Raw genomic sequence first — 20,130 nt, 5'->3', positions numbered from 1 at the left:
CCGCGGTCGCAGGACCTGACCGCCGAGGCGGTTGGTGCGGCGCGGAGAACCGGTTGCCGGCCCCGTCGCCGTACGGTGCGACCTTATCCGAGCGGGTCACACCACGCAGCGCCGGGGCGTTAACCCGCTCCCGCCGGTACGCCTTTCGTCCTATCAGACCACGAGCATGTCGGGCGTGACGGCTGCTTCGGTATCCGGGATGCCGAGGTCACGGGCGCGTTTGTCGGCCAGGGCGAGCAGCCGGCGGATCCGTCCGGCGATGGCGTCCTTGGTCAACGGCGGGTCGGCCAGCGCACCCAGCTCCTCCAGGGACGCCTGGCGGTGCTCCAGCCGCAACTGCCCGGCCGAGGTGAGGTGGCTGGGCGCGTCGTCGGCGAGGATCTCCAGGGCCCGGGTCACCCGGGCGGCGGCGGCCACCGCCGCCCGCGCCGAGCGGCGCAGGTTGGCGTCGTCGAAGTTGGCCAGCCGGTTCGCGGTGGCCCGCACCTCGCGGCGTACCCGGCGCTCCTCCCAGGAAAGCACACTGGAGTGCGCGCCGATCCGGGTGAGCAGCGCGGCGATCGCGTCGCCGTCCTTGACCACCACCCGGTCCACGCCGCGTACCTCGCGGTTCTTGGCGATGATGCCGATCCGGCGGGCGGCCCCGACCAGCGCCAACGCCGACTCCGGGCCGGGGCAGGTGATCTCCAGCGCGGAGGATCGGCCCGGCTCGGTCAGCGAGCCGTGTGCCATGAACGCCCCGCGCCAGGCGGAGACCGCACAGCAGACGTTCGCCTGGACCACGTGCGGCGGCAGGCCGCGTACCGGTCGACCACGCACGTCGAGCAGACCGGTCTGCCGGGCCAGCGCCTCACCGTCCTTGACCACCCGCACGATGTAGTGGCTGCCCTTGCGCAGCCCACCGGAGGCGAGTACGTGGATCTCGCTCGGGTAGCCGTAGACGTCGGCGATCTCCCGCCGGAGCCGCCGGGCCACCGAACCGGTGTCGAGCTCGGCCTCCACGACCACCCGCCCGGAGACGATGTGCAGCCCGCCGGCGAAGCGCAGCAGTGCGGCCATCTCCGCCCGGCGGCAGCAGGGCTTGGGCACGTCGACCCGACTCAGCTCGTCCTTGACCGCAGCCGTCATCGCCATGTGCGTCCCCTTACGGACCGGGTTCCGGCGTGCTGCCGGTGATTACGTACGTGCTTAACGATCGGCGCCCAGGACAGGCACCAGCGCGGCGCCCAACGCCACCGGATCATGACGGGGGGTACCGTCCGGGACGGCGATCGGGGCGAGCACGAGTCGGGCACCCAGCGATTCTGCCGTACGCGCGACCGGTGCCGGATCGCCGACCGCCCCACCGTCGGCGACGACGAGGTCCACCTTCAGCTCGGGCAGGTACCAGCGCAGCGCGGCAAGGTGATCGGCGAGGGAGAGTCCGAGGGTCTCCTTCTCGACGGCGAGGTTCAGCGTGACCAGTCGCCGGGCCGGGCTGGCCACGATCGCCGCAGCGAGCCCGGGGACCAGCAGGTGCGGCAGGACACTCGTGTACCAGCTACCGGGACCGAAGATCAGCCAGTCGGCGGCGTGGACCGCCGCCACGGCCTGCGGGCAGGGTTCCGGGGCGACCGGGTTCAGCCGCAGCCCCTCCACCCGGCCGGTGGTCACCGCCACCTGGTGCTGCCCCCGGACGGTACGGATCTCGGCCGGCCGGTCCGGGTCGACGCCCCGGACCTGGGCCTCGATGCCGACCGGCTGGCAGGACATCGGCAGTACCCGGCCCACCGTGCCGAGCATCGCACCGGCGTGGTCGAGAGCGGCGACCGGATCGCCGAGCAGCTCCATCAGGCCGCAGAGCACCAGGTTGCCGACCGCGTGGCCAGCCAGCCCGTCGCCGGCTGCCGCGTCGGACGCCTGGGCGAACCGGTGCTGGAAGAGTCCGGCGCTACGCCGGGTCGCCGGATGGTCACCAGCGAGCGCTACCAGGGCCTGCCGCAGGTCACCGGGGGGCAGGCCGCCCCGCTCGGCGCGCAGCCGCCCGCTGGATCCACCGTCGTCCCCGACGGTCACCACAGCGGTGATGTCCAGGTCCAGTTCGGGCGCGCAGTGCCGCAGTGCCCGCAGGGACGTTGCCAGCCCGTGTCCGCCGCCGAACGCGACCACCCTGGTCACGCTCATTCGCGCCCCAGGTCGCGATGCTGTGCGTTGGCCGCCAACCGGGACCGCCGCAGCCGGGACGCCAACTCCTCGGCGATGGCGACACTGCGGTGCTTGCCGCCGGTGCACCCGACGGCGACGGTCAGGTACCGCTTGCCCTCCCGTTCGAAGCCCGGCGTGGTCTCGTTGATCAACTGCGCGTACGTCTCGACGAACGTCTCCGCACCGTCCTGCCCGAGTACGTACGTGCTCACCGCCTCGTCCCGGCCGGTGTGCTCGCGCAGCTCGGGCACCCAGTACGGATTGGGCAGGAACCGGGCGTCGAGCACGAAGTCGGCGTCGGGCGGCAGGCCGTACTTGAAGCCGAAGGAGAGCACGGTGACCCGGAGCTGGCGGGCGTCCTCCCCGCCGAAGAGCTCCTCGATGCGGCGACGGAGCTGGTTGACGTTGAGGTGGCTGGTGTCGATGATCACGTCGGCCTGGTCGCGGGCCTCCTCCAGCAGGCCCCGCTCGACGGCGATACCGTCGGCGAGCCGGCCGTCACCCTGCAACGGGTGGGAGCGCCGGACGCTCTCGAACCGGCGGATCAGCACGTCGTCGTCGGCGTCGACGAAGACCACCCGGGGCTGGAAGCCGCGTTCCTTGAGCGCCCGGATCGCCCCGGCCAGGTCGGTGGAGAAGGCCCGGGACCGGACGTCGAGCACCATCGCGGTACGCCGGGCGGCGCCACCGGCGGCGAAGGCCAGCTCGGCCATCTCGATCATCAGCGCCTGGGGGAGGTTGTCGACCACGTAGAAGCCGACGTTCTCCAGGGCCCGGGCGACCGTGCTGCGCCCGCCCCCGGAGAGCCCGGTGACCACGACCAGCGTGGTGTCCGCCGGGGCGGGTGTCGGTGTCGGTGTCGACGTTGTGATCTCCGGACCCGAGTCGTGGCTCATCGGTACCTCACCCATTCTTCCCCCGCCGTGGCGCCGGCACCCCTCCCCGGCCGACGCCTGGTCGATCTGCGACTCTATCCCGCCGCCCGACCGGCATCCGGCTGCTCCCGGCGACGCGCCCGCTGGCCCGTGAGCAGCCGCCCCGACTTCGGTCACTCGATTTCATGCGGGAGTGCTGGTCAGCGGCGAAGCTGCTGCAACCCCCTGACCCGCTGGCGACCGAGCACGGCCAGGTAGTCGTGCGGCTCGTCGAGGCAGGATTCGGCTTCGGCAGCGCGGATGATCTCGGCGAGCCGTTCGGCCAGCTCGTCCGGGTCGGGCTCGACCTCCACGCAGAGCTGCACATGCAGGTCACGCAGCGCACCGCCGATCTCGCCCGGCTCCTCCTCGTAGGTCTCCCACGCGTCGAACATCGGCGGGACGAGGCGGTCCCAGACCCGGGCGGCATGCTCGACCAGCAGCAGCATTTCCCCGGTCGGCGGTCGCTGGGCGAGCACCTGCACCGTCTCGACGATCGCCCGTCCGGCCTCTTCGATGTCGCGCAGGTCCCAGTAGCGCCCTTCGGTCGCCTCGTGGGCGAGGTTGTCGATGGTCCGGCGGGCGTCGGCCAGCGCGGTGTCGGTCAGCGGTCCGAGCTTTCCGGCGTACGCCAGCAGCCTGGCCTCCAGCACCGCGTCGGTGGCCGCGTGCTCGGCGAGCAGCAGCGCCAACCGCCGGGCGGGCAGTGTGCCCGCCACCTCGGCCAGCTCGGCGACCCGGGGATCGGTCTCCACGGCCGACTCCGGGGTGGCTGCCGAGGACCAGGCGAAACCGTCCTCCAGCGCGGCCTCGGTCAGCGCGACCGCGTGACCGCACAACTCCTCCGTGGACGGGCAGTCACACTCGGCGGTGAACCCGTCCGCAGTGATCCCCACCCACACCTCGTACGCCGGCCTGCTGCCCTCCCGGATGATGCACGAGGCGCCCCCGTCGACCTCGACGATGGTCTCGGGTTGCCCCGAGGCGAGTAGCTTGTCCGCTACCTCGCACGCCGCCGGGCCGGCCTCGCTCCGCAGAGCGTCAATGTCGATCCTCACCGCCATCCGGTCATTGAACCGGCACGGGTGATGCCGCCGGCATCGGGGGCGCCCCTACAGGTTTCGCGAAGCGGCGATCGGTGTGGTGGGGTGGGCAGGCCGTGGGTACGGCTCTGGTGTGGCCTGCTGGTCGACAGTCGCAGCAGCTCTTCGCAGCAGGAGTCCGATTCGCCGCCTGTCGAGTTCACCGCCTGTCGAGCTGCACCGTCTGTGCCAGCACGCGAGGCGGGCTGTCCGGTCGGGATGGCACCGGCCCCTGTCTCCGCCCGGATCGGCCTCGTCCGTCCCTGTGATCCACTCGGTTTCCTGGTAATCGGGGTGTCAGCCCCGCTCCGATGGCCCGATTTCCTGAAAACGGAGTGGATTGAGGGCGTCCCCGGGCATGGCTGGGTGCAGGTGGTGCCCGGCTGGCGAGTCGCGCGACGGTACGGACTGCGGGTCAGCCGGGAGGCGTAGCGGTCCGGGGGCGGCTGTCCCCAATGGTCGAACGTTGGTCAGTCGGGCAGAGCAGCCCGCAAACCGGTGACAAACGACGACCAGGCGGCCCGGTCAAAGATCAGAGCCGGTCCCGCTGGGTCCTTGGAGTCCCGCACCGCCATCACGTCCGCCAACTCCGCCACCTCGACACAGTTGGAATCACTGGCACCGCTTCGACGGCTCTTTCGCCACACCGCGCCTACCAGATCCGAAGACATCATGGGCAGCACTCCCAGGTCAGTCCGGGATCTCAGCGGCGACCCGTGACAGGAAGTCAGCAGACCGGTCAGGGTCGAGCGCCTTGGCCCGGAGGTGGTCGAACATGAGTCTATATCGGGTCACCTGCGGCTCCTCCTCCAGCAGAAGCGTGCTCATCTCGTTGCTGAGATATGCCACCGCGGGATCGAGCGCGGGATCGGCATAGTCGAGCAGGGTGAACGGCCCGCCCATCGCGGCGTGGGCACCCGCCGAGAAGGGCAGGATCTGAAGCTCGACAGTCGGCAGGTCGCACGCCTCGATCAGCCGGGCCAACTGGGCGCGCATCACCTTCGGGCCGCCGACCACCCGACGGACCGCCGCCTCGTCCAGCACGATCCAGAGGGCCGGCGGCACGTCCCGGGACAGCAGCACCTTGCGCCCCAATCGTGCCGCGATCCGCCTGTCGATCTCGTCCTGGTCGGCGGTGCTGCGGCCGGCTCGGACGATGGCGCGGACGTACTCCTCGGTTTGCAAAAGGCCGGGCACGTAGAGGCTTTCGAAGGTGCTGATGGCGGCGGCTTCCGCCTCGAAGCCGACGTAGTCGTCCGGCAGGACATCGCCGTAGGCGCTCCACCAGCCCTTCTGCCTCGCCTGCCGGTGCAGCGCGGTCAGCATCTCGCGCTCCTCATCGGACACCTCGTAGATGTCGAGTAGCGCTTCGATGTCCTTGGTCATCACCCGGGAGTGCCCCAGTTCGAAACGGATGACCTTGGTCCGATGCCAGCCGAGGAGCTTCGCCACCTCCTCGGAGGTACGCCCGGTGCGTTCCCGCAGTCGACGCAACTCGCGGCGGAGACGACGCGCTCTGATCGTCGGGCTCGGTACCTGGGCCACCATCAGTCCTTTCTCACGATGAGTGACTAACTTCCTACCACAGAGCCACGGTGAAACAACAACCCGATACACCGAATCACGACGTTGCATTTCTTTGCGAGGTGGGCCAAGCTCTCAGTGACCACCCCCTCACCGAGCGAGAGGTGTGCCAGTGACCGATAATCGATCGTCGCGTTGGGGACGGGGGCCGGGACGGACCAACGCGTCCCGGGCCGAGCTGTCCGCCGTCCTCGATTCCGCTGACCTCTCCGAACGGGTCCGGGCCGCCATCGCGCACGCCCTGGCCGACCCGGTCGCCGTCACGGCGTACGTCAATGCCGTGGCCAACCGGTATGCGACCGAGCGGGAGCGGCGGACCCGGCCGCTACTGCCGCCCGCCGCCGCCTTCGACCCGCGCCGCCGCTGGACGCTGCACCTGACCTACCCGGCGAACGACCTGCGCGACGCCCGCGACCAGGCGGTCACCTACGCCGAGGGACTGACCATCCTGCGCCCCGAGTTGGCCGCGAGCGCGGCGCTCATCTCCCGCGCCGACGCCTGGAACCACATCGAACCGGTCTTCTGCGGGCGGGTCGGCCCGGACGACGAAGTCTGCATGGATGTCGCCGGCCACCCGGGTTTCCACCGCGCAGCCGGGCTCGGCGGCCTCTGCTGGGGCGACGGGGACGACGACGGGACCGGGCGGTGACCGGCACACCGGCCTACCCCCGGGTGTCGCCGTGCCGACACTGCGGGCTGGTGGTGCTCCGCGACAACGACGGGCGGTGGATCCACGCCAACCTCTCGTACCTCTGCCGGGACCGCACCGGTGGCCTACGCGGCTCGTACGCGACACCGGAGCGAGCACCCTGGTAAACGCAGGGTGCCGGCGGTCCCGGACATCAGGGACCGCCGGCACCGAACGGGCAGCTCAGATCGCGCGGGCCACGCAGATCCGCGCGTCCAGCCGGGGACCGGCCTCGTAGACCATGTAGGACACCCCACCGTCGGTACCGAAGGTGGGCGCGGCGACCCGGCCGTTGTCGGACGCGATCGGGCTGTGGAACACCCCGAGGTGCACCTCCCGGTCGAAGGAGTTGCCGACCTCGGTGAGCCGCATCTTCCCGTCGTTGCCGTGGTAGACCACGTAGGTCGTGTTGTTGCGGTGCATCAGGTGCGGGGCGCTGATGTCGGTAAGCCCGTCACCGGACGGGGAGATCAGCGGCTGCGGGTCGAAGCTCCACCGGTCCCAGCCGTTCGGCGACCAGCCCCAGAAGATCTTGCGGTGCCCGGGCGAGATGAGGTGATAGCCCATGAAGAGCATCACGTACTTGTTGCCCAGGCCCGGCACGGAGTGTTCGAAGACCCGGGCGTACGAGGTCTCGGTGGTGTTGGGCACCAGGTTGGTGCTCAGGATCGGCGTCTCGTTGCTGAAGTTGATGCCGTCGCGGGAGCGGGCGACCCGGGTGCAGTTGTTCTCGCCGTGGAAGTAGAGGAAGAACTCGCTGGTGGAGGCGTTCCAGATGACGTGCGGCGAGGAGACGTGGCTGACCGTCGTGGTGGGCAGGTACCGGTCGATGATCGGGTTGCCGGGGTACTCGGTGTACGGCCCCTCCATCCGGTCGGCGTAGGCCAGGCAGATCCCGCCCGGCGCGTCGTGCGGGGCGTAGTAGAGGTAGTAGCGGCCCCGGGCGCCGGAGATCTTGTCGTAGACGCCCCGCACGCAGGGGAAGATGGTCTCGCCGGTCGGGTTGTAGACCAGCGGCTTGTTGAAGGCGTCACGGACGTACCGGAAGCTGGGGAAACCGGCCGGGCCGGCGAGGGCGGGGCCGCCGCCGGTGAGGGCGCCGAGGCCGCTACCGGTCGCGGCGGCGGTACCGAGCAGGGCGGCACCGCGCAGCAGTTTGCGGCGGCTCAGGGGGTGCGGTGGTTCGGGTGGCTGGTGCACGGGGGACTCCGATCAATGGGGGACGCCCGTTGACTGCGCAGTCGCGACGATTGGCCGGCCAGGCGACTGGCAATCACCGAGGGTGACACTGCTGGTGGTCGAGGAGGTTTGCCCTGTGGTCGATGAGTCTGCGCCGGGTCGGAATCGGCGGTCAAGGTGCTAATACGGATTATCAATAGAGCCCACCCGGGGCCTGGTTAATCACCAGGCAACCGTCGGGAAGCATCAGCGAAACAGACCGACACGTAGCGTGGCCGGAGGAGGCGTCAACGCCTCCGGTCGGCGGCGGACCGGTCGTACTCCGCCTGAGCCGCGAGCACCGTCCCCACCTCGCCCTCGACCAGTTCCAGCAGGCCGACCAGCTGCGCGGCGACCCGGGCCCCGAACGGGGTGAGGCTGTACTCGACGTGCGGCGGGATGGTCGCCTGCACGTCGCGGCGGACCAGGCCGTCCCGCTCCAGCGCCTGCAACGTCTGGGACAGCATCTTCTCGCTGACCCCGTCGACCCGACGGCGCAGGGCGTTGAACCGGTACGCCCCCTCGTGCAGCGCGGCGAGTGCCAGGATCCCCCACTTGCCGGCGATGTTCTCCAGCACCCGGCGGGAGTCGCAGTTACGGGCGAAGACGTCGGCGACAAGCTGGTCGTCGGCGTCGGGAGCCGGGCCGGGAGGAAGGGATCCGGCGTCGGAGACCGCGCCGGGGCCGGCGGATCCGGCGTCAGGGGCCTCCGCCGCGCCGGGGCTGACGGAGGACGCGGTCATGCCTCGACGGTACCCGGAGCGCCGACAGCAGCGACAGTGATACCGGTTACTAGGAGTTGGCACTTTCGAATAGTTAGTGCCAGGCTCCAGGTAAGCGATAGCCCGACCCTGAGGAGCAACCCATGATCGTCGTCACCGGAGCCACCGGTCAGCTCGGCCGGCTCGTCGTCAGCGAGCTGCTCAGCCGGGGCGTCCCCGCCAGCGACGTGGTCGCCGCCGTCCGCACCCCGGAGAAGGCCGCCGACCTCGCCGCCCTGGGCGTGGTCGTCCGCGAGGCCGACTACGACCGGCCGGAGACCCTGGACAGCGCCTTCGCCGGCGCCGACCGCCTGCTGCTGGTCTCCGCCAACGAGGTCGGCCGCCGGCTGGACCAGCACCGCAACGTGATCGACGCGGCGGTACGGGCCGGCGTGCGGCTGCTGGCGTACACCAGCCTGCTGCGCGCGGACACCTCCACCCTCCCGCTCGCCCCCGAACACAAGGCCACCGAGGAGCTGATCCGCGCCTCCGGGCTGCCGTTCTCGCTGCTGCGCAACGGCTGGTACACCGAGAACTACACCGGGAACCTGGCCGGCACCCTGGCCCACGGGGCGGTGCTCGGCAGCGCCGGCACCGGTCGGATCTCGGCCGCCACCCGGGCCGACTACGCCGCCGCTGCCGTCACCGTGCTGACCGGCGAGGGCCACGAGAACACCGTGTACGAGCTGGGCGGCGACCAGGCGTTCACCCTCGCCGACCTGGCCGACGAGATCGCCCGGCAGACCGGCACCGACGTGGTCTACCGGGACCTGCCGGTGGAGGAGTTCACCGCTGCGCTGGTCGCCGCGGGCCTGCCCGAGCCGTACGCCGCCATGCTCGCCGCCTGCGACCTGGGCATCGCCGAGGGTGAGCTGGCCACCGACCGGGACGACCTGCGCCGGCTCGCCGGCCGGCCGACCACGTCGCTGGCCGACGCGGTGGCCGTCGCGCTCAAGGGCTGAGCCGGATACCGCCCGGCAAGGCAGCCAAGCCGGGACACGCCCGGCAAGAAGGCTGAGCCGGATGCCGCCCTGAAGAGGGCTGAGCCGGGATCAGGATCCCGGTTGCGGATCGGCCGGGCCGCCCAGCGCGGCGAGGATCGCCTCGGCGGTCCGCCGGCCGATCCCCGGGACCTCGGTGATCTCCTCGACGCTCGCGCCGGCCAACCGCTTCAGCGAGCCGAAGTGTGTCAGCAGGGCCTTGCGGCGTACCTCGCCGAGGCCGGGGACGTTGTCCAGACCGGAGGCCGTCATCCGCTTGGAACGCCGCTCCCGGTGGAAGGTGATGGCGAACCGGTGCGCCTCGTCGCGGACCCGTTGCAGCAGGTAGAGCCCCTCGGAGGCGCGGGGCAGGATGACCGGGAAGTCGTCGTCTGGCAGCCAGACCTCCTCCAGCCGCTTGGCCAGTCCGCAGAGCGCCACGTCGTCCACGCCCAGCTCGGCGAGGGCCTGGGCGGCGGCGGCGACCTGCGGCTGACCGCCGTCGACCACCACGAGCTGCGGCGGGTACGCGAACCGGCGCGGCCGGCCGGTGGTCGGGTCTATCCCGGGGCGGTCCGGGTCGGCGGCCATCTCCTCGCCGATCTCCCCGGTCTCGGCACGTTCGGCGAGGTAGCGGGCGAACCGGCGGCGCAGCACCTCGCTCATCGCCGACAGGTCGTCGGTGGCGCCCCGGACGATGAACCGGCGGTACTCGCTCTTACGGGGCAGCCCGTCCTCGAAGACCACCATGCTCGCCACCACGTCGGTGCCCTGGATCTGGGACACGTCGTAGCACTCGATGCGCAGCGGTGCGGTCCGCATGCCCAGCGCCTCGGTGATCTCGTCGAGGGCCTTGCTGCGGGTGGTCAGGTCGCCGGAGCGGCGCAGCTTGTGCCGGGTCAGCGCCTCGGCGGCGTTGCGCGCCACGGTCTCCATCAGCGACTTCTTGTCGCCGCGCTGCGGCACCCGCAGGGTCACCCGGCTGCCCCGGTGGGTCGACAGCCAGTCGGCCAGCGCCTCCGCGTCGGCCGGCAGGGCGGGCACCAGCAGCTCCCGGGGCACGTCCGCCTCGCCCTGCTCGCCGCCGTACACCTGGGTGCAGAAGTGGTGCACCAGGTCGCCGGTACTCAGCTCCTCGGTTTTCTCCACCACCCAGCCGCGCTGACCCCGGACCCGGCCGTCGCGGACGTGGAAGACCTGGACGGCGGCTTCGAGGGGGTCCTCGGCGAAGGCGACCACGTCGGCATCGGTGCCGTCGCCGAGCACCACGGTCTGCTTCTCCATCGCCCGGCGCAGCGCCGCGACGTCGTCGCGCAGCCGGGCGGCCCGCTCGAACTCCAACTGCTCGCTCGCCTCGGTCATCTCGCGTTCCAGCCGGCGGACCATGGTGTCGGTCCGGCCGGCCATGAAGTCGCAGAACCCGTCGACGATCTCCCGGTGCTGCTCGGCGGAGACGGTGCCCACGCAGGGCGCCGAGCACTTGCCGATGTACCCGAGCAGGCAGGGCCGGCCGACCTGCCCGGCCCGCTTGAACACCCCGGCCGAGCAGGTCCGTGCCGGGAAGACCCGCAGTAGCAGGTCCAGCGTCTCGCGGATCGCCCAGGCGTGCGAGTACGGCCCGAAGTAGCGCACCCCCCTGCGCTTGGCACCGCGCATCACCTGTAGTCGCGGGTACTCCTCGTCGAGGGTGACCGCCAGGTAGGGGTAGGACTTGTCGTCGCGGTAGCGGACGTTGAACCGGGGGTCGTACTGCTTGATCCAGACGTATTCGAGCTGGAGCGCCTCCACCTCGGTTCCGACGGTGACCCAGTCCACCGACTCGGCGGTGGTCACCATCTGCTGGGTGCGCTGGTGCAGGCTCCACAGGTCACCGAAGTAGGAGTTCAGCCGGCTGCGCAGGTTCTTCGCCTTGCCGACGTAGATCACCCGACCGGTGCCGTCCCGGAAGCGGTAGACCCCGGGGGACTCCGGGATGGTGCCGGGCGCGGGACGGTAGGTGGAGGGATCGGCCACGCTCCGAGCCTAGTCCGTGGGCATGACACTCCAGATCGCGCCGAGCTGGTCGACCTCGGTGCCGCTGCGGCCGAAGAAGCCGGCGAACCGCCAACCGGGCGGCGCGGTGTAGGTCACCGCCGCCGAGGTCGGGGTGCCGCCGGACAGGGTACGGCCGTGGTTGGTGGTGAGCCGGATCGAGAAGATCCGGGTCTGGCCGTCCTTCCGCCCCTGGGTGAGGGTCACCGCGGTGACGTACTCGCCGTCGGCCAGGGTGAGGGCGGCGGCCGTCCCGCCGGTGCCCCCGTGGGTCAGGGTGCTGCCGTCGGCGAGCCCGACTCCGACCTGGTCGAGCCGGGATCCGGCGCGCAGCGAGACGCTGGTGACCCGGAGCCCGACGGCGTCCACGTCGGTGAACGGGGTGCCGTGCGGGCCGCCCCAGGTGTCGCTCATCCGCAGGCCGGGGTCGAGGGTCCAGTTGAACCAGGCGGCATGCGGGTAGTGGTCGGACAGCGGCTCGCCGGCCGGGTCCAGGAACCGGGCGTGCTCGTTGTGGTAACGCGTCAGGCCGAGCCGGATCAGCCGGTTACCCCGGAAGAGGATCTTGTCGACCACCTCGCAGGCGTTGGTGACGTTCGCCGGGTCGCAGGTCAGCGCCGGACTGCCGAGGGCGGGCGGCACCCCGCCGCGTTCCTGGAGCACCCAGGCGTCGGTGAGCCCGTTGGCGGCCACCAGGTCACGGATGTTGTCGCCGGTACGGGTGTAGCGGACGTTCAGGTCGCCCATCACGACGACCGCGTTGCCGGCCGAGTTGGCGGTGATGTACGCGGAGAGCTGGTTGAGGTTGGACCGGCGGGCCGCCAGGTCCGCCTCGGAGCTGCCGGCGTTCGCGTGGACGTTGTAGAAGTCCAGGTAGACGCCCTCGGCCAGGCGGATCCGGGAGCGGCTGAAACCCTTCGGGGTCAGGCAGTCGGTGCCGTTGCAGTCGTCCCAACGCACCCGGACGAAGTCCGAGTAGGGGAGGTTCGACATCGTGTTCAGCCCGTCGCCGAACGGCACTGGACCACTGGTCGGGGTGCGGTACGGGTGCCGGTCGGTGGCGTACAGGTCGGCGTGGTAGTTGAAGTCCTCCTGGACGTGCACGATGTCGTAGCCGTTGACCCGCTCCCCGATCGGCCGGGTGTTGACCGCCGGGTTGCTGCCGGAGAGCGGTTCGGGCAGGCCGGCGACGTTGTAGGTGAGCACCGAGAAGGCGCCCGAGGTGGTGGCCGGTGCCGGGGCGGCGGCCACCATGGGCGCGGTGGCAGGCGCGGATCCGGCGGCCTGCCTCGCGGCGGACGCGGGTACGGGGGCCAGGGCGGCGAGCAGTGCCACGGACGCGAGCAGACGCACGGGGATCATCCGACGTCCCTTCTCGACTTCGCCGGCCGGGTGTCGACAGCGGACCGGGCACCGGCCGTCTGCTGGGCGGGGACCGAAGGCTAACCCAACGGATCCAACACTCTCAATACTTGCGGGTAACCATCGGTGACGCAGTGATGGATGTCTTCCCATCCGGGAACCTGCCGCTTACCCTCGGGTAACTGAATGTTCTTCACGTAATGATCGGCACCCCCGTCCCCCACGTCATGATCCCCACCCCCCGGAGGATCACCATGCGCCGTACCACCACCCCACGCCGCCTCCTCGCCGGGGCGACCGCCGCCATCGGCGTCGCCGCCCTCCTCGTCGCCTCCCCCACCCCGCCCACCGCGTCCGGCGCACCCGCCGCCGCACCCGCCGGCACGACCGCCACCAGCAGCTTCGCCGCCGGTGACCACTGCCTCGGCGAGTGCGCCGACATCCTGCCGCCCGGCCAGAACGGCAACGCCACCCTGGTCGAGATCCTCGCCCACCAGACGCTGGGCACCCTGCCCCGGCACTCCGCCGACCAGCTCGGCCGGTACGCCGACCTGGTCTACGGCTACGCCGGGCTACGCGAGGACCAGATCGGCAGCTTCTTCCACGACGCGTCCTTCGGCGTACCGGCCGGACAGGTCGAACGGGACTACTCGCCCCGCGCCGACGTGCGGATCGTCCGGGACAAGAGCACCGGCATCCCGCACGTCACCGGCACCACCCGGGGCGGCACCATGTTCGGCGCCGGGTACGCCGGAGCCGAGGACCGGCTGTTCACCATGGAACTGCTGCGGCACGTCGGCCGGGGCACGCTCACCCCGTTCGCCGGCGGCGCGCCCGGCAACCGGGCCCTGGAGCAGAGCGTCTGGCACAACTCCCCGTACACCGAGGCGGACCTGGCGGCCCAGGTCCAGGCGCTGCGCACCAAGGGCGGTAGCCGGGGCGAGCAGCTCTACGCCGACGTCGCCGAGTACATCGCCGGCATCAACGCGTACATCCGCACCTGCATGGACAACCGCAACTGCCCGGGCGAGTACGTCCTGACCGGGCACCTCGACGCGATCACCAACGAGGGCGGCCCGGAGCCGTTCCAGATGACCGACCTGATCGCGATCGCCGGGGTGGTCGGCGGCCTGTTCGGCGGCGGGGGCGGCAACGAGATGCAGTCCGCGCTGGTCCGCATCGCCGCCCGGGCCCGCTACGGCACGGTCGAGGGCGACCGGGTGTGGACCGCGTTCCGGGGCCAGAACGACCCCGAGGCGGTGCTGACCCTGCACAACGGACAGAGCTTCCCGTACGGCGACGCCGCACCCGACGCGGCCAGCGTGGTGCTGCCGGACGCCAACTCGGCGAAGCCGGAGCCGATCTTCACCGACCCCACCGGCTCGGCCGGTACCACCACCCGGTCGCCCGGCTCCGGTACCGGCGCCGCCGCCGACCTCGCGGCGGCCCTGTCCGGGCTGACCATCACCCCGGCGAACCGGGGCATGTCCAACGCCGCCGTGGTCTCCGCCGCGCACTCGACGACCGGCCACCCGATCGCCGTGTTCGGCCCGCAGACCGGCTACTTCGCACCCCAACTGCTCATGGTGCAGGAGTTGCAGGGGCCGGGGATCAGCGCCCGGGGCGCCGCGTTCGCCGGCCTCAACCTCTACGTGCTGCTCGGCCGGGGTCAGGACTACGCCTGGAGCGCGACCTCCGCGACCCACGACATCACCGACACGTACGCGGTGCCGCTGTGCACCACCGACGGCAGCACGCCGACCCTGGCCAGCAACCACTACCTCCACCGCGGCCAGTGCCTGGCGATGGAGGAGCTGTCCCACGTCAACAAGTGGAGCCCCACCGTCGCCGACGGCACCCCGGCCGGGTCGTACAAGCTGATCGCCTGGCGGACGAAGCTGGGTCTGGTCGGCTGGCGGGCCACCGTGGGCGGCCGGCCGCACGCGTTCACCCAGCTCCGCTCCACCTACCGGCACGAGGCCGACTCGGCGATCGGCTTCCAGATGTTCAACGACCCGACCCAGATGGGTTCCGCCGCCGCCTTCACCAACGCCGCGAACAACGTGGAGTACTCGTTCAACTGGTTCTACGTCAACTCCACCGAGGCGGCGTACTTCAACAGCGGGCTGAACCCGGTACGCACCGCCGGGTCGAACCCGAACCTGCCGATGAAGGCCGATCCCGCCTACGAGTGGCAGAACTACGACCCGGCGACCAACACCGCCACGTACGCCCCGCTGGCCGCCCACCCCCAGTCGGTCAACCAGGACTACTACGTCAGCTGGAACAACAAGCAGGCCAAGGACTTCGGTGCCAGCGACGGCAACTTCAGCTTCGGCGCGGTGCACCGGGGTGACCTGCTCGACCGGCCGATGAAGGCGGCGGTGGCCGCCGGCCGCAAGTTCGACCGCGCCACCCTCACCTCCCTCGTGCAGCAGGCCGGCCTGACCGACCTGCGCGGCATCGAGGTACTCGACGAGCTGATCCGGGTACTGGAGAGCCAGCCGGTCACCGACGCCACCCTGGCCGCCGAGATCAGCCGGCTCAAGGCGTGGCGGCAGGACGGCGCGCTGCGGGTGGAGACGGCCAAGGGCTCGAAGGTGTACCGGCACGCCGAGGCGATCCGCACCTTCGACGCCTGGTGGCCGCTGCTGGTCCGGGGGATGTTCAAGGACCCGCTCGGCCCGGACCTCTACCAGTCGCTGGTCAACACCCTCCAGATCAACGAGTCCCCGTCCGGGCGCCAGCAGGGCGACGTGTCGACCCTGCCCTCGTCATCGGCCAGCGGGGGCCAGACGCACAAGGGCTCGTCGTTCCAGTACGGCTGGTGGGGGTACGTCGACAAGGACCTGCGGGCGGTGCTCGGTGATCCGGTCCGGGGCGGCCTCGGCCGTACCCACTGCGGCAACGGCGCCCTCACCGGGTGCCGGCAGATCCTGCTCGACACGCTGCGCGCGGCGGCGGCGACCCCGGCCGCCGAGGTCTACCCGGCCGACGCCACCTGCGCCGCCGGTGACCAGTGGTGCGCGGACGGGATCGTCCAGTCCGCGCTGGGCGGCATCACGCACGCCACCACCGCCTGGCAGAACCGGCCGACGTACCAGCAGGTGGTCTCGTTCCCGGCCCGGCGCGGCGACGACCTGAGCAACCTCGCCGCCGGACGGCCGGTGACCGCGTCCAGCAGCCAGTTCGGGTACGCCGCGACCAAGGCGGTCGACGGGGACCTGGGTACCCGGTGGGCCAGCTCCTGGTCCGACGACCAGTGGCTGACCGTCGACCTCGGCTCGGCGCGACAGGTGGGCCGGGTGACCCTGGCCTGGGAGGCGGCGTACGCGCGGTCGTACCGGATCGAGGTCTCCACCGACGGCACCACCTGGCGTACCGCCTGGTCGACCACGGTGGGTGACGGCGGCACCGACGTGGTGGCGTTCCCGGCCAGCACCGCGCGATACGTCCGGATGCGCGGGCTGACCCGGGCAACCACCTACGGCTTCTCGCTGTGGGAGATGTCGGTGTACGCCCACTGACGGTTCACTGACCGGCGGCGGTCGGGGCCGGCACGGGACGACCGGGCCGGCCCCGACCGGTCAGGCCAGCATGATCTGGTCGCCCTCGACCTTGATCTGCTTCTCCGGCAGCGGCCGGGGTGCCGGGCCGGCCTTGACCGAGCCGTCGGCGATGGAGAACTTGCTGTTGTGGCAGGTGCAGTTGATGGTGCCGGCGTCGACGTTCGCCACCGGGCAGCGCTGGTGGGTGCAGATCGGGTCGAACCCCTTGAACTCCCCGGCCGTGGGCTGGGTGATCACCACACCCTTCTCCGCGTAGATCCGGCCCCCACCGACCGGGATGTCGGCGGTCCGGGCCAGCGCGGACGCGCCCCGGTCGGCGCCGGCGTCGGCGCTGGGCGAGACCGCCGGGCCGCCACTGGTCGCCCCACCACCGGCGGTCGGGCCGCCGTCGCCGGTCGACCCGGCGTCGTCACCGCACGCGGCCAGGACGACCGAGGCCCCGACCGCACCCGCACCCGTCAACAACGCACGGCGGGACCGCCCACCCGGACCGGTCGACATCTGATCGTCGCTCATGCTGCCTCGCCTTCTTCCGGCTGCCGGCGGCTGGTTGACCGGTACCGGCAACTCGATGATCCGTGTCTACACGGTAGGCACCGATCCCCCTGACCGACGAACGCCGACGGTGTCGGCGACACGCCACCCGGTCAGCCGGCCTTGGCGGTCGACGCCCGGCGGGTCCGGGGGGCCGGCTTGGCCGCACCGTCCTTCGCCGCCGTGCCGTTCTTGGCCGCCGTGCCGTTCTTGGCCGCGCCGCCGTTGGTGGCACCGCTGCGGGTGGCGCTGCTGCGGCCGGCGGTGCCGTTGGCCTTCGCCGCCCGGGACACCGCAGCAGGGGCCCCCGTCGCCGGGCCGTCGAGACCGAGCACCGAACGGAGGAACTGGCCGGTGTGGCTCTCCGCCACCTCGGCGACCTCCTCCGGGGTACCCGCGGCGAGCACCGTACCGCCCCGGTGGCCGCCCTCCGGGCCCATGTCGATCAGCCAGTCGGCGGTCTTGATCACGTCGAGGTTGTGCTCGATCGTGATCACCGTGTTGCCCTTGTCGACCAGCCCCTCCAGCACCATCAACAGCTTGCGGATGTCCTCGAAGTGCAGACCGGTGGTCGGCTCGTCGAGCACGTAGACGGTCCGGCCGGTGGACCGCTTCTGCAACTCGGAGGCGAGCTTGACCCGCTGCGCCTCACCACCGGAGAGGGTGGGCGCGGGCTGGCCGAGCCGGACGTACCCGAGACCCACGTCGACCAGGGTCTTCAGGTGCCGGTGGATGGCCGGGATGGCGGAGAAGAACTCGGCCGCCTCCTCGATCGGCATCTCCAGGATGTCGGAGACGGTCTTGCCCTTGTAGTGCACCTCCAGGGTCTCCCGGTTGTACCGGGCGCCCTTGCAGACCTCGCAGGGCACGTAGACGTCCGGCAGGAAGTTCATCTCGATCTTGATGGTGCCGTCGCCGCTGCACGCCTCGCAGCGCCCACCCTTGACGTTGAACGAGAACCGGCCGGGGCCGTACCCCCGGACCTTGGCCTCGGTGGTCTCGGCGAAGAGCTTGCGGACGTGGTCCCACACGCCGGTGTAGGTCGCCGGGTTGGACCGGGGCGTCCGGCCGATCGGCGACTGGTCGACGCCGACGACCTTGTCCACGTGCTCCAGCCCGGCCACCCGGGTATGCCGGCCCGGCACCAGCCGCGCGCCGTTGATCTGGTTGGCCAGCACCGCGTACAGGATGTCGTTGACCAGGGTCGACTTGCCCGAGCCGCTCACCCCGGTGACCGCGATGAGCTGCCCGAGCGGGAACGGCACGGTCAGGTTGCGCAGGTTGTGCTCGCGGGCGCCGTGCACGACCAGCTCCCGCCCCGGGGTCTGCGGGCGCCGCTGCTGCGGAATCGGGATCGACCTGCGCCCGGACAGGTACGCCCCGGTCACCGACTCGGGGTTGGCCAGCAGGTCCGGTACCGAGCCGCTGTGCACGATCCGCCCGCCGTGCTCACCGGCGCCGGGGCCGATGTCGACGATCCAGTCGGCGGTGCGGATGGTGTCCTCGTCGTGCTCGACGACGATCAGGGTGTTGCCCAGGCTCCGCAGCCGCATCAGGGTGTCGATCAGCCGGTGGTTGTCCCGCTGGTGCAGCCCGATCGACGGCTCGTCCAGCACGTAGAGCACCCCGACCAGGCCGGACCCGATCTGGGTGGCCAGCCGGATGCGCTGCGCCTCACCACCGGAGAGGGTGCCGGCCGCCCGGTCCAGGGAGAGGTAGTCCAGACCCACGTCGACCAGGAACCGCAACCGGGCGTTGATCTCCTTGAGCACCCGCTCGGCGATCAGCTTCTGCCGGTCGGTCAGGGTCATCGCGCCGAGCAGTTCGGCGCACTCCCCCACCGACAGGTTGCAGACCTCGGCGATGCTCCTGCCGGCCAGGGTGACCGCCAGCACCTCGGGCTTGAGCCGGGCGCCGCCGCAGGCCGCGCAGGCCACGTCCCGCATGTAGCCCTCGTACTTCTCCCGGGACCAGTCCGACTCGGTGTCGGAGTGCCGGCGCTCGATCCACTGCATCACACCCTCGAACCCGGTGTAGTACGAGCGCTCCCGGCCGTACTTGTTGCGGTAGCGCACGTGCACCTGGTCACCGGAGCCGTGCAGGATCGTCTTCTGCGCCCGGGACGGCAACTGCCGCCAGGGGGTGTCCAGGTCGAAGTGCTCCGCCTCGCCGAGCGCCTCCAGCAGGCGGAGGAAGTACTCCAGGGTGTGCCCGCCCGACCAGGGTGCGATGGCGCCCTCGCGCAGGGTGCGCTCCGGGTCGGGGATCAGCAGCTCCGGGTCGACCTCCTTCTTGGTGCCCAGTCCGGTGCACTCGGGGCAGGCGCCGTACGGGGCGTTGAAGGAGAAGACCCGTGGCTCCAGGTCCTCGATGGCGAGGGGATGGTCGTTGGGGCAGGCCAGGTGCTCGGAGTAGCGACGCTCCCGGTTGGGGTCGTCCTCGGCCAGGTCGACGAAGTCCAGCAGCACCAGCCCACCGGAGAGACCGAGCGCGGCCTCGACCGAGTCGGTCAGCCGCTGCCGGGCGCTGGGCTTGACGGTGAGCCGGTCAATCACCACCTCGATGGTGTGCTTCTCCTGCTTCTTGAGCTTGGGCGGCTCGGTCAGCGCGTGCACCACCCCGTCGACCCGGGCCCGGGCGTACCCCTTGGCCTGGAGTTCGGCGAAGAGGTCCACGTACTCGCCCTTACGGCCCCGGACCACCGGGGCGAGCACCATGAAGCGGGTCCCCTCCGCCATGGCGAGGACCCGGTCGACGATCTGCTGCGGGCTCTGCTTGGAGATCCGTTCGCCGCAGACCGGGCAGTGCGGCTCACCGACCCGGGCGAAGAGCAGCCGCAGGTAGTCGTAGACCTCGGTGATGGTGCCGACGGTCGAGCGCGGGTTGCGGGAGGTCGACTTCTGGTCGATCGAGACGGCGGGACTGAGTCCCTCGATGAAGTCGACGTCCGGCTTGTCCATCTGGCCGAGGAACTGCCGGGCGTACGCCGACAGCGACTCGACGTAGCGCCGCTGCCCCTCGGCGAAGATCGTGTCGAAGGCGAGGCTGGACTTACCCGAACCGGAGAGCCCGGTGAAGACGATCATTGCGTCGCGCGGCAGGTCGAGGTTGACGTCACGCAGGTTGTGTTCGCGCGCGCCACGGATGATCAGTCGGTCGGCCACTGTCCGCGTACTCCCGGGAAGAAGATGTTGAGCGATCTGTCCGATTAACGAGTCCACCG

15 protein-coding genes and 1 pseudogene are annotated in these 20,130 nt (G+C 71.1%); 4 read left to right on the top strand and 12 right to left on the bottom strand.

The window, feature by feature from the left end; all coding sequences use genetic code 11:
* Nucleotides 1-153: 153 nt before the first annotated feature.
* The 6 genes from whiA to V6U90_RS09160 form a co-directional block, all read right to left on the bottom strand.
* Entirely contained in the window at nt 154-1,134 is a 981-nt protein-coding gene (gene whiA, locus V6U90_RS09185) for a DNA-binding protein WhiA (protein WP_334433304.1), read from the bottom strand.
* A 54-nt stretch (nt 1,135-1,188) separates the two neighbouring features.
* Nucleotides 1,189-2,163: a gluconeogenesis factor YvcK family protein gene (locus tag V6U90_RS09180; protein ID WP_334433302.1), complete on the bottom strand. Its 975-nt coding sequence runs from the start codon at nt 2,161-2,163 to the stop codon at nt 1,189-1,191.
* Nucleotides 2,160-3,080 carry an RNase adapter RapZ gene (gene rapZ, locus V6U90_RS09175; RefSeq protein WP_334433299.1) on the bottom strand — a complete coding sequence of 307 codons (921 nt, stop codon included), beginning with the start codon at nt 3,078-3,080 and terminating at the stop codon, nt 2,160-2,162. Before rapZ ends, V6U90_RS09180 begins: the two co-directional genes overlap by 4 nt.
* Before the next feature lie 179 nt (nt 3,081-3,259).
* Complete coding sequence (locus V6U90_RS09170; RefSeq protein ID WP_334433297.1) at nt 3,260-4,162, bottom strand: SWIM zinc finger family protein; 903 nt, start codon at nt 4,160-4,162, stop codon at nt 3,260-3,262.
* Nucleotides 4,163-4,650: 488 nt separating this feature from the next.
* Nucleotides 4,651-4,854 carry a DUF397 domain-containing protein gene (locus tag V6U90_RS09165; RefSeq protein WP_334433505.1) on the bottom strand — a complete coding sequence of 68 codons (204 nt, stop codon included), beginning with the start codon at nt 4,852-4,854 and terminating at the stop codon, nt 4,651-4,653.
* Between the two features lie 16 nt (nt 4,855-4,870).
* Nucleotides 4,871-5,725: a helix-turn-helix domain-containing protein gene (locus V6U90_RS09160; protein WP_334433295.1), complete on the bottom strand. Its 855-nt coding sequence runs from the start codon at nt 5,723-5,725 to the stop codon at nt 4,871-4,873.
* Between the two features lie 151 nt (nt 5,726-5,876).
* On the opposite strand from V6U90_RS09160, the gene V6U90_RS09155 reads away from it, so the two are divergent.
* Nucleotides 5,877-6,413 carry a hypothetical protein gene (locus V6U90_RS09155; RefSeq protein WP_334433293.1) on the top strand — a complete coding sequence of 179 codons (537 nt, stop codon included), beginning with the start codon at nt 5,877-5,879 and terminating at the stop codon, nt 6,411-6,413.
* The gene (locus tag V6U90_RS09150; RefSeq protein WP_334433291.1) at nt 6,410-6,580 is read left to right on the top strand and encodes a hypothetical protein; all 171 of its coding nucleotides are present in this window, start codon (nt 6,410-6,412) and stop codon (nt 6,578-6,580) included. Before V6U90_RS09155 ends, V6U90_RS09150 begins: the two co-directional genes overlap by 4 nt.
* Nucleotides 6,581-6,635: 55 nt before the next feature.
* Here V6U90_RS09150 and V6U90_RS09145 read toward each other — a convergent pair whose 3' ends face one another.
* A complete protein-coding gene (locus V6U90_RS09145; protein ID WP_334433289.1) occupies nt 6,636-7,652 on the bottom strand; it encodes a hypothetical protein in 1,017 nt (338 codons plus the stop codon).
* 266 nt (nt 7,653-7,918) lie between these two features.
* Nucleotides 7,919-8,413: a winged helix-turn-helix transcriptional regulator gene (locus V6U90_RS09140; RefSeq protein WP_334433286.1), complete on the bottom strand. Its 495-nt coding sequence runs from the start codon at nt 8,411-8,413 to the stop codon at nt 7,919-7,921.
* A 122-nt stretch (nt 8,414-8,535) separates the two neighbouring features.
* Between V6U90_RS09140 and V6U90_RS09135 the strand changes: the two genes are divergently transcribed.
* Nucleotides 8,536-9,393, top strand: coding sequence for an SDR family oxidoreductase (locus V6U90_RS09135; RefSeq protein ID WP_334433284.1), 858 nt, complete (start codon nt 8,536-8,538; stop codon nt 9,391-9,393).
* 90 nt (nt 9,394-9,483) lie between these two features.
* Here the strand turns inward: V6U90_RS09135 and uvrC are convergent, their stop codons facing one another.
* Together uvrC and V6U90_RS09125 are read right to left on the bottom strand one after the other, a co-directional pair.
* Entirely contained in the window at nt 9,484-11,424 is a 1,941-nt protein-coding gene (uvrC, locus tag V6U90_RS09130) for an excinuclease ABC subunit UvrC (RefSeq protein ID WP_334433282.1), read from the bottom strand.
* A 9-nt stretch (nt 11,425-11,433) separates the two neighbouring features.
* On the bottom strand, nt 11,434-12,804 hold the full coding sequence (locus V6U90_RS09125; protein WP_334433280.1) for a jacalin-like lectin: 1,371 nt from the start codon (nt 12,802-12,804) through the stop codon (nt 11,434-11,436).
* 254 nt (nt 12,805-13,058) lie between these two features.
* Here V6U90_RS09125 and V6U90_RS09120 point away from each other — a divergent pair, with 254 nt between their 5' ends.
* Nucleotides 13,059-16,331 carry a penicillin acylase family protein gene (locus tag V6U90_RS09120; protein ID WP_334433277.1) on the top strand — a complete coding sequence of 1,091 codons (3,273 nt, stop codon included), beginning with the start codon at nt 13,059-13,061 and terminating at the stop codon, nt 16,329-16,331.
* 60 nt (nt 16,332-16,391) lie between these two features.
* Here the strand turns inward: V6U90_RS09120 and V6U90_RS09115 are convergent, their stop codons facing one another.
* Entirely contained in the window at nt 16,392-16,889 is a 498-nt protein-coding gene (locus V6U90_RS09115; protein WP_334433274.1) for a Rieske (2Fe-2S) protein, read from the bottom strand.
* A gap of 227 nt (nt 16,890-17,116) precedes the next feature.
* Nucleotides 17,117-20,071, bottom strand: a pseudogene (uvrA, locus tag V6U90_RS09110) (excinuclease ABC subunit UvrA); the annotation flags it as partial.
* Between the last annotated feature and the right edge of the window lie 59 nt (nt 20,072-20,130).

The organism is Micromonospora sp. CPCC 206060 (assembly GCF_036906895.1).
In the GTDB taxonomy this organism is placed as follows: domain Bacteria; phylum Actinomycetota; class Actinomycetes; order Mycobacteriales; family Micromonosporaceae; genus Micromonospora.
This window is presented reverse-complemented; position numbering and strand designations above follow the sequence as displayed.

Excerpts from the sequence above, each read along its gene's own strand:
- whiA (WP_334433304.1), bottom strand. The coding sequence starts at position 1,134 with ATGGCGATGACGGCTGCGGTCAAGGACGAGCTGAGTCGGGTCGACGTG.
- V6U90_RS09180 (WP_334433302.1), bottom strand. The coding sequence starts at position 2,163 with ATGAGCGTGACCAGGGTGGTCGCGTTCGGCGGCGGACACGGGCTGGCA.
- rapZ (WP_334433299.1), bottom strand. The coding sequence starts at position 3,080 with ATGAGCCACGACTCGGGTCCGGAGATCACAACGTCGACACCGACACCG.
- V6U90_RS09170 (WP_334433297.1), bottom strand. The coding sequence starts at position 4,162 with ATGGCGGTGAGGATCGACATTGACGCTCTGCGGAGCGAGGCCGGCCCG.
- V6U90_RS09165 (WP_334433505.1), bottom strand. The coding sequence starts at position 4,854 with ATGATGTCTTCGGATCTGGTAGGCGCGGTGTGGCGAAAGAGCCGTCGA.
- V6U90_RS09140 (WP_334433286.1), bottom strand. The coding sequence starts at position 8,413 with ATGACCGCGTCCTCCGTCAGCCCCGGCGCGGCGGAGGCCCCTGACGCC.
- V6U90_RS09135 (WP_334433284.1), top strand. The coding sequence starts at position 8,536 with ATGATCGTCGTCACCGGAGCCACCGGTCAGCTCGGCCGGCTCGTCGTC.
- V6U90_RS09125 (WP_334433280.1), bottom strand. The coding sequence starts at position 12,804 with ATGATCCCCGTGCGTCTGCTCGCGTCCGTGGCACTGCTCGCCGCCCTG.
- V6U90_RS09120 (WP_334433277.1), top strand. The coding sequence starts at position 13,059 with ATGCGCCGTACCACCACCCCACGCCGCCTCCTCGCCGGGGCGACCGCC.
- V6U90_RS09115 (WP_334433274.1), bottom strand. The coding sequence starts at position 16,889 with ATGAGCGACGATCAGATGTCGACCGGTCCGGGTGGGCGGTCCCGCCGT.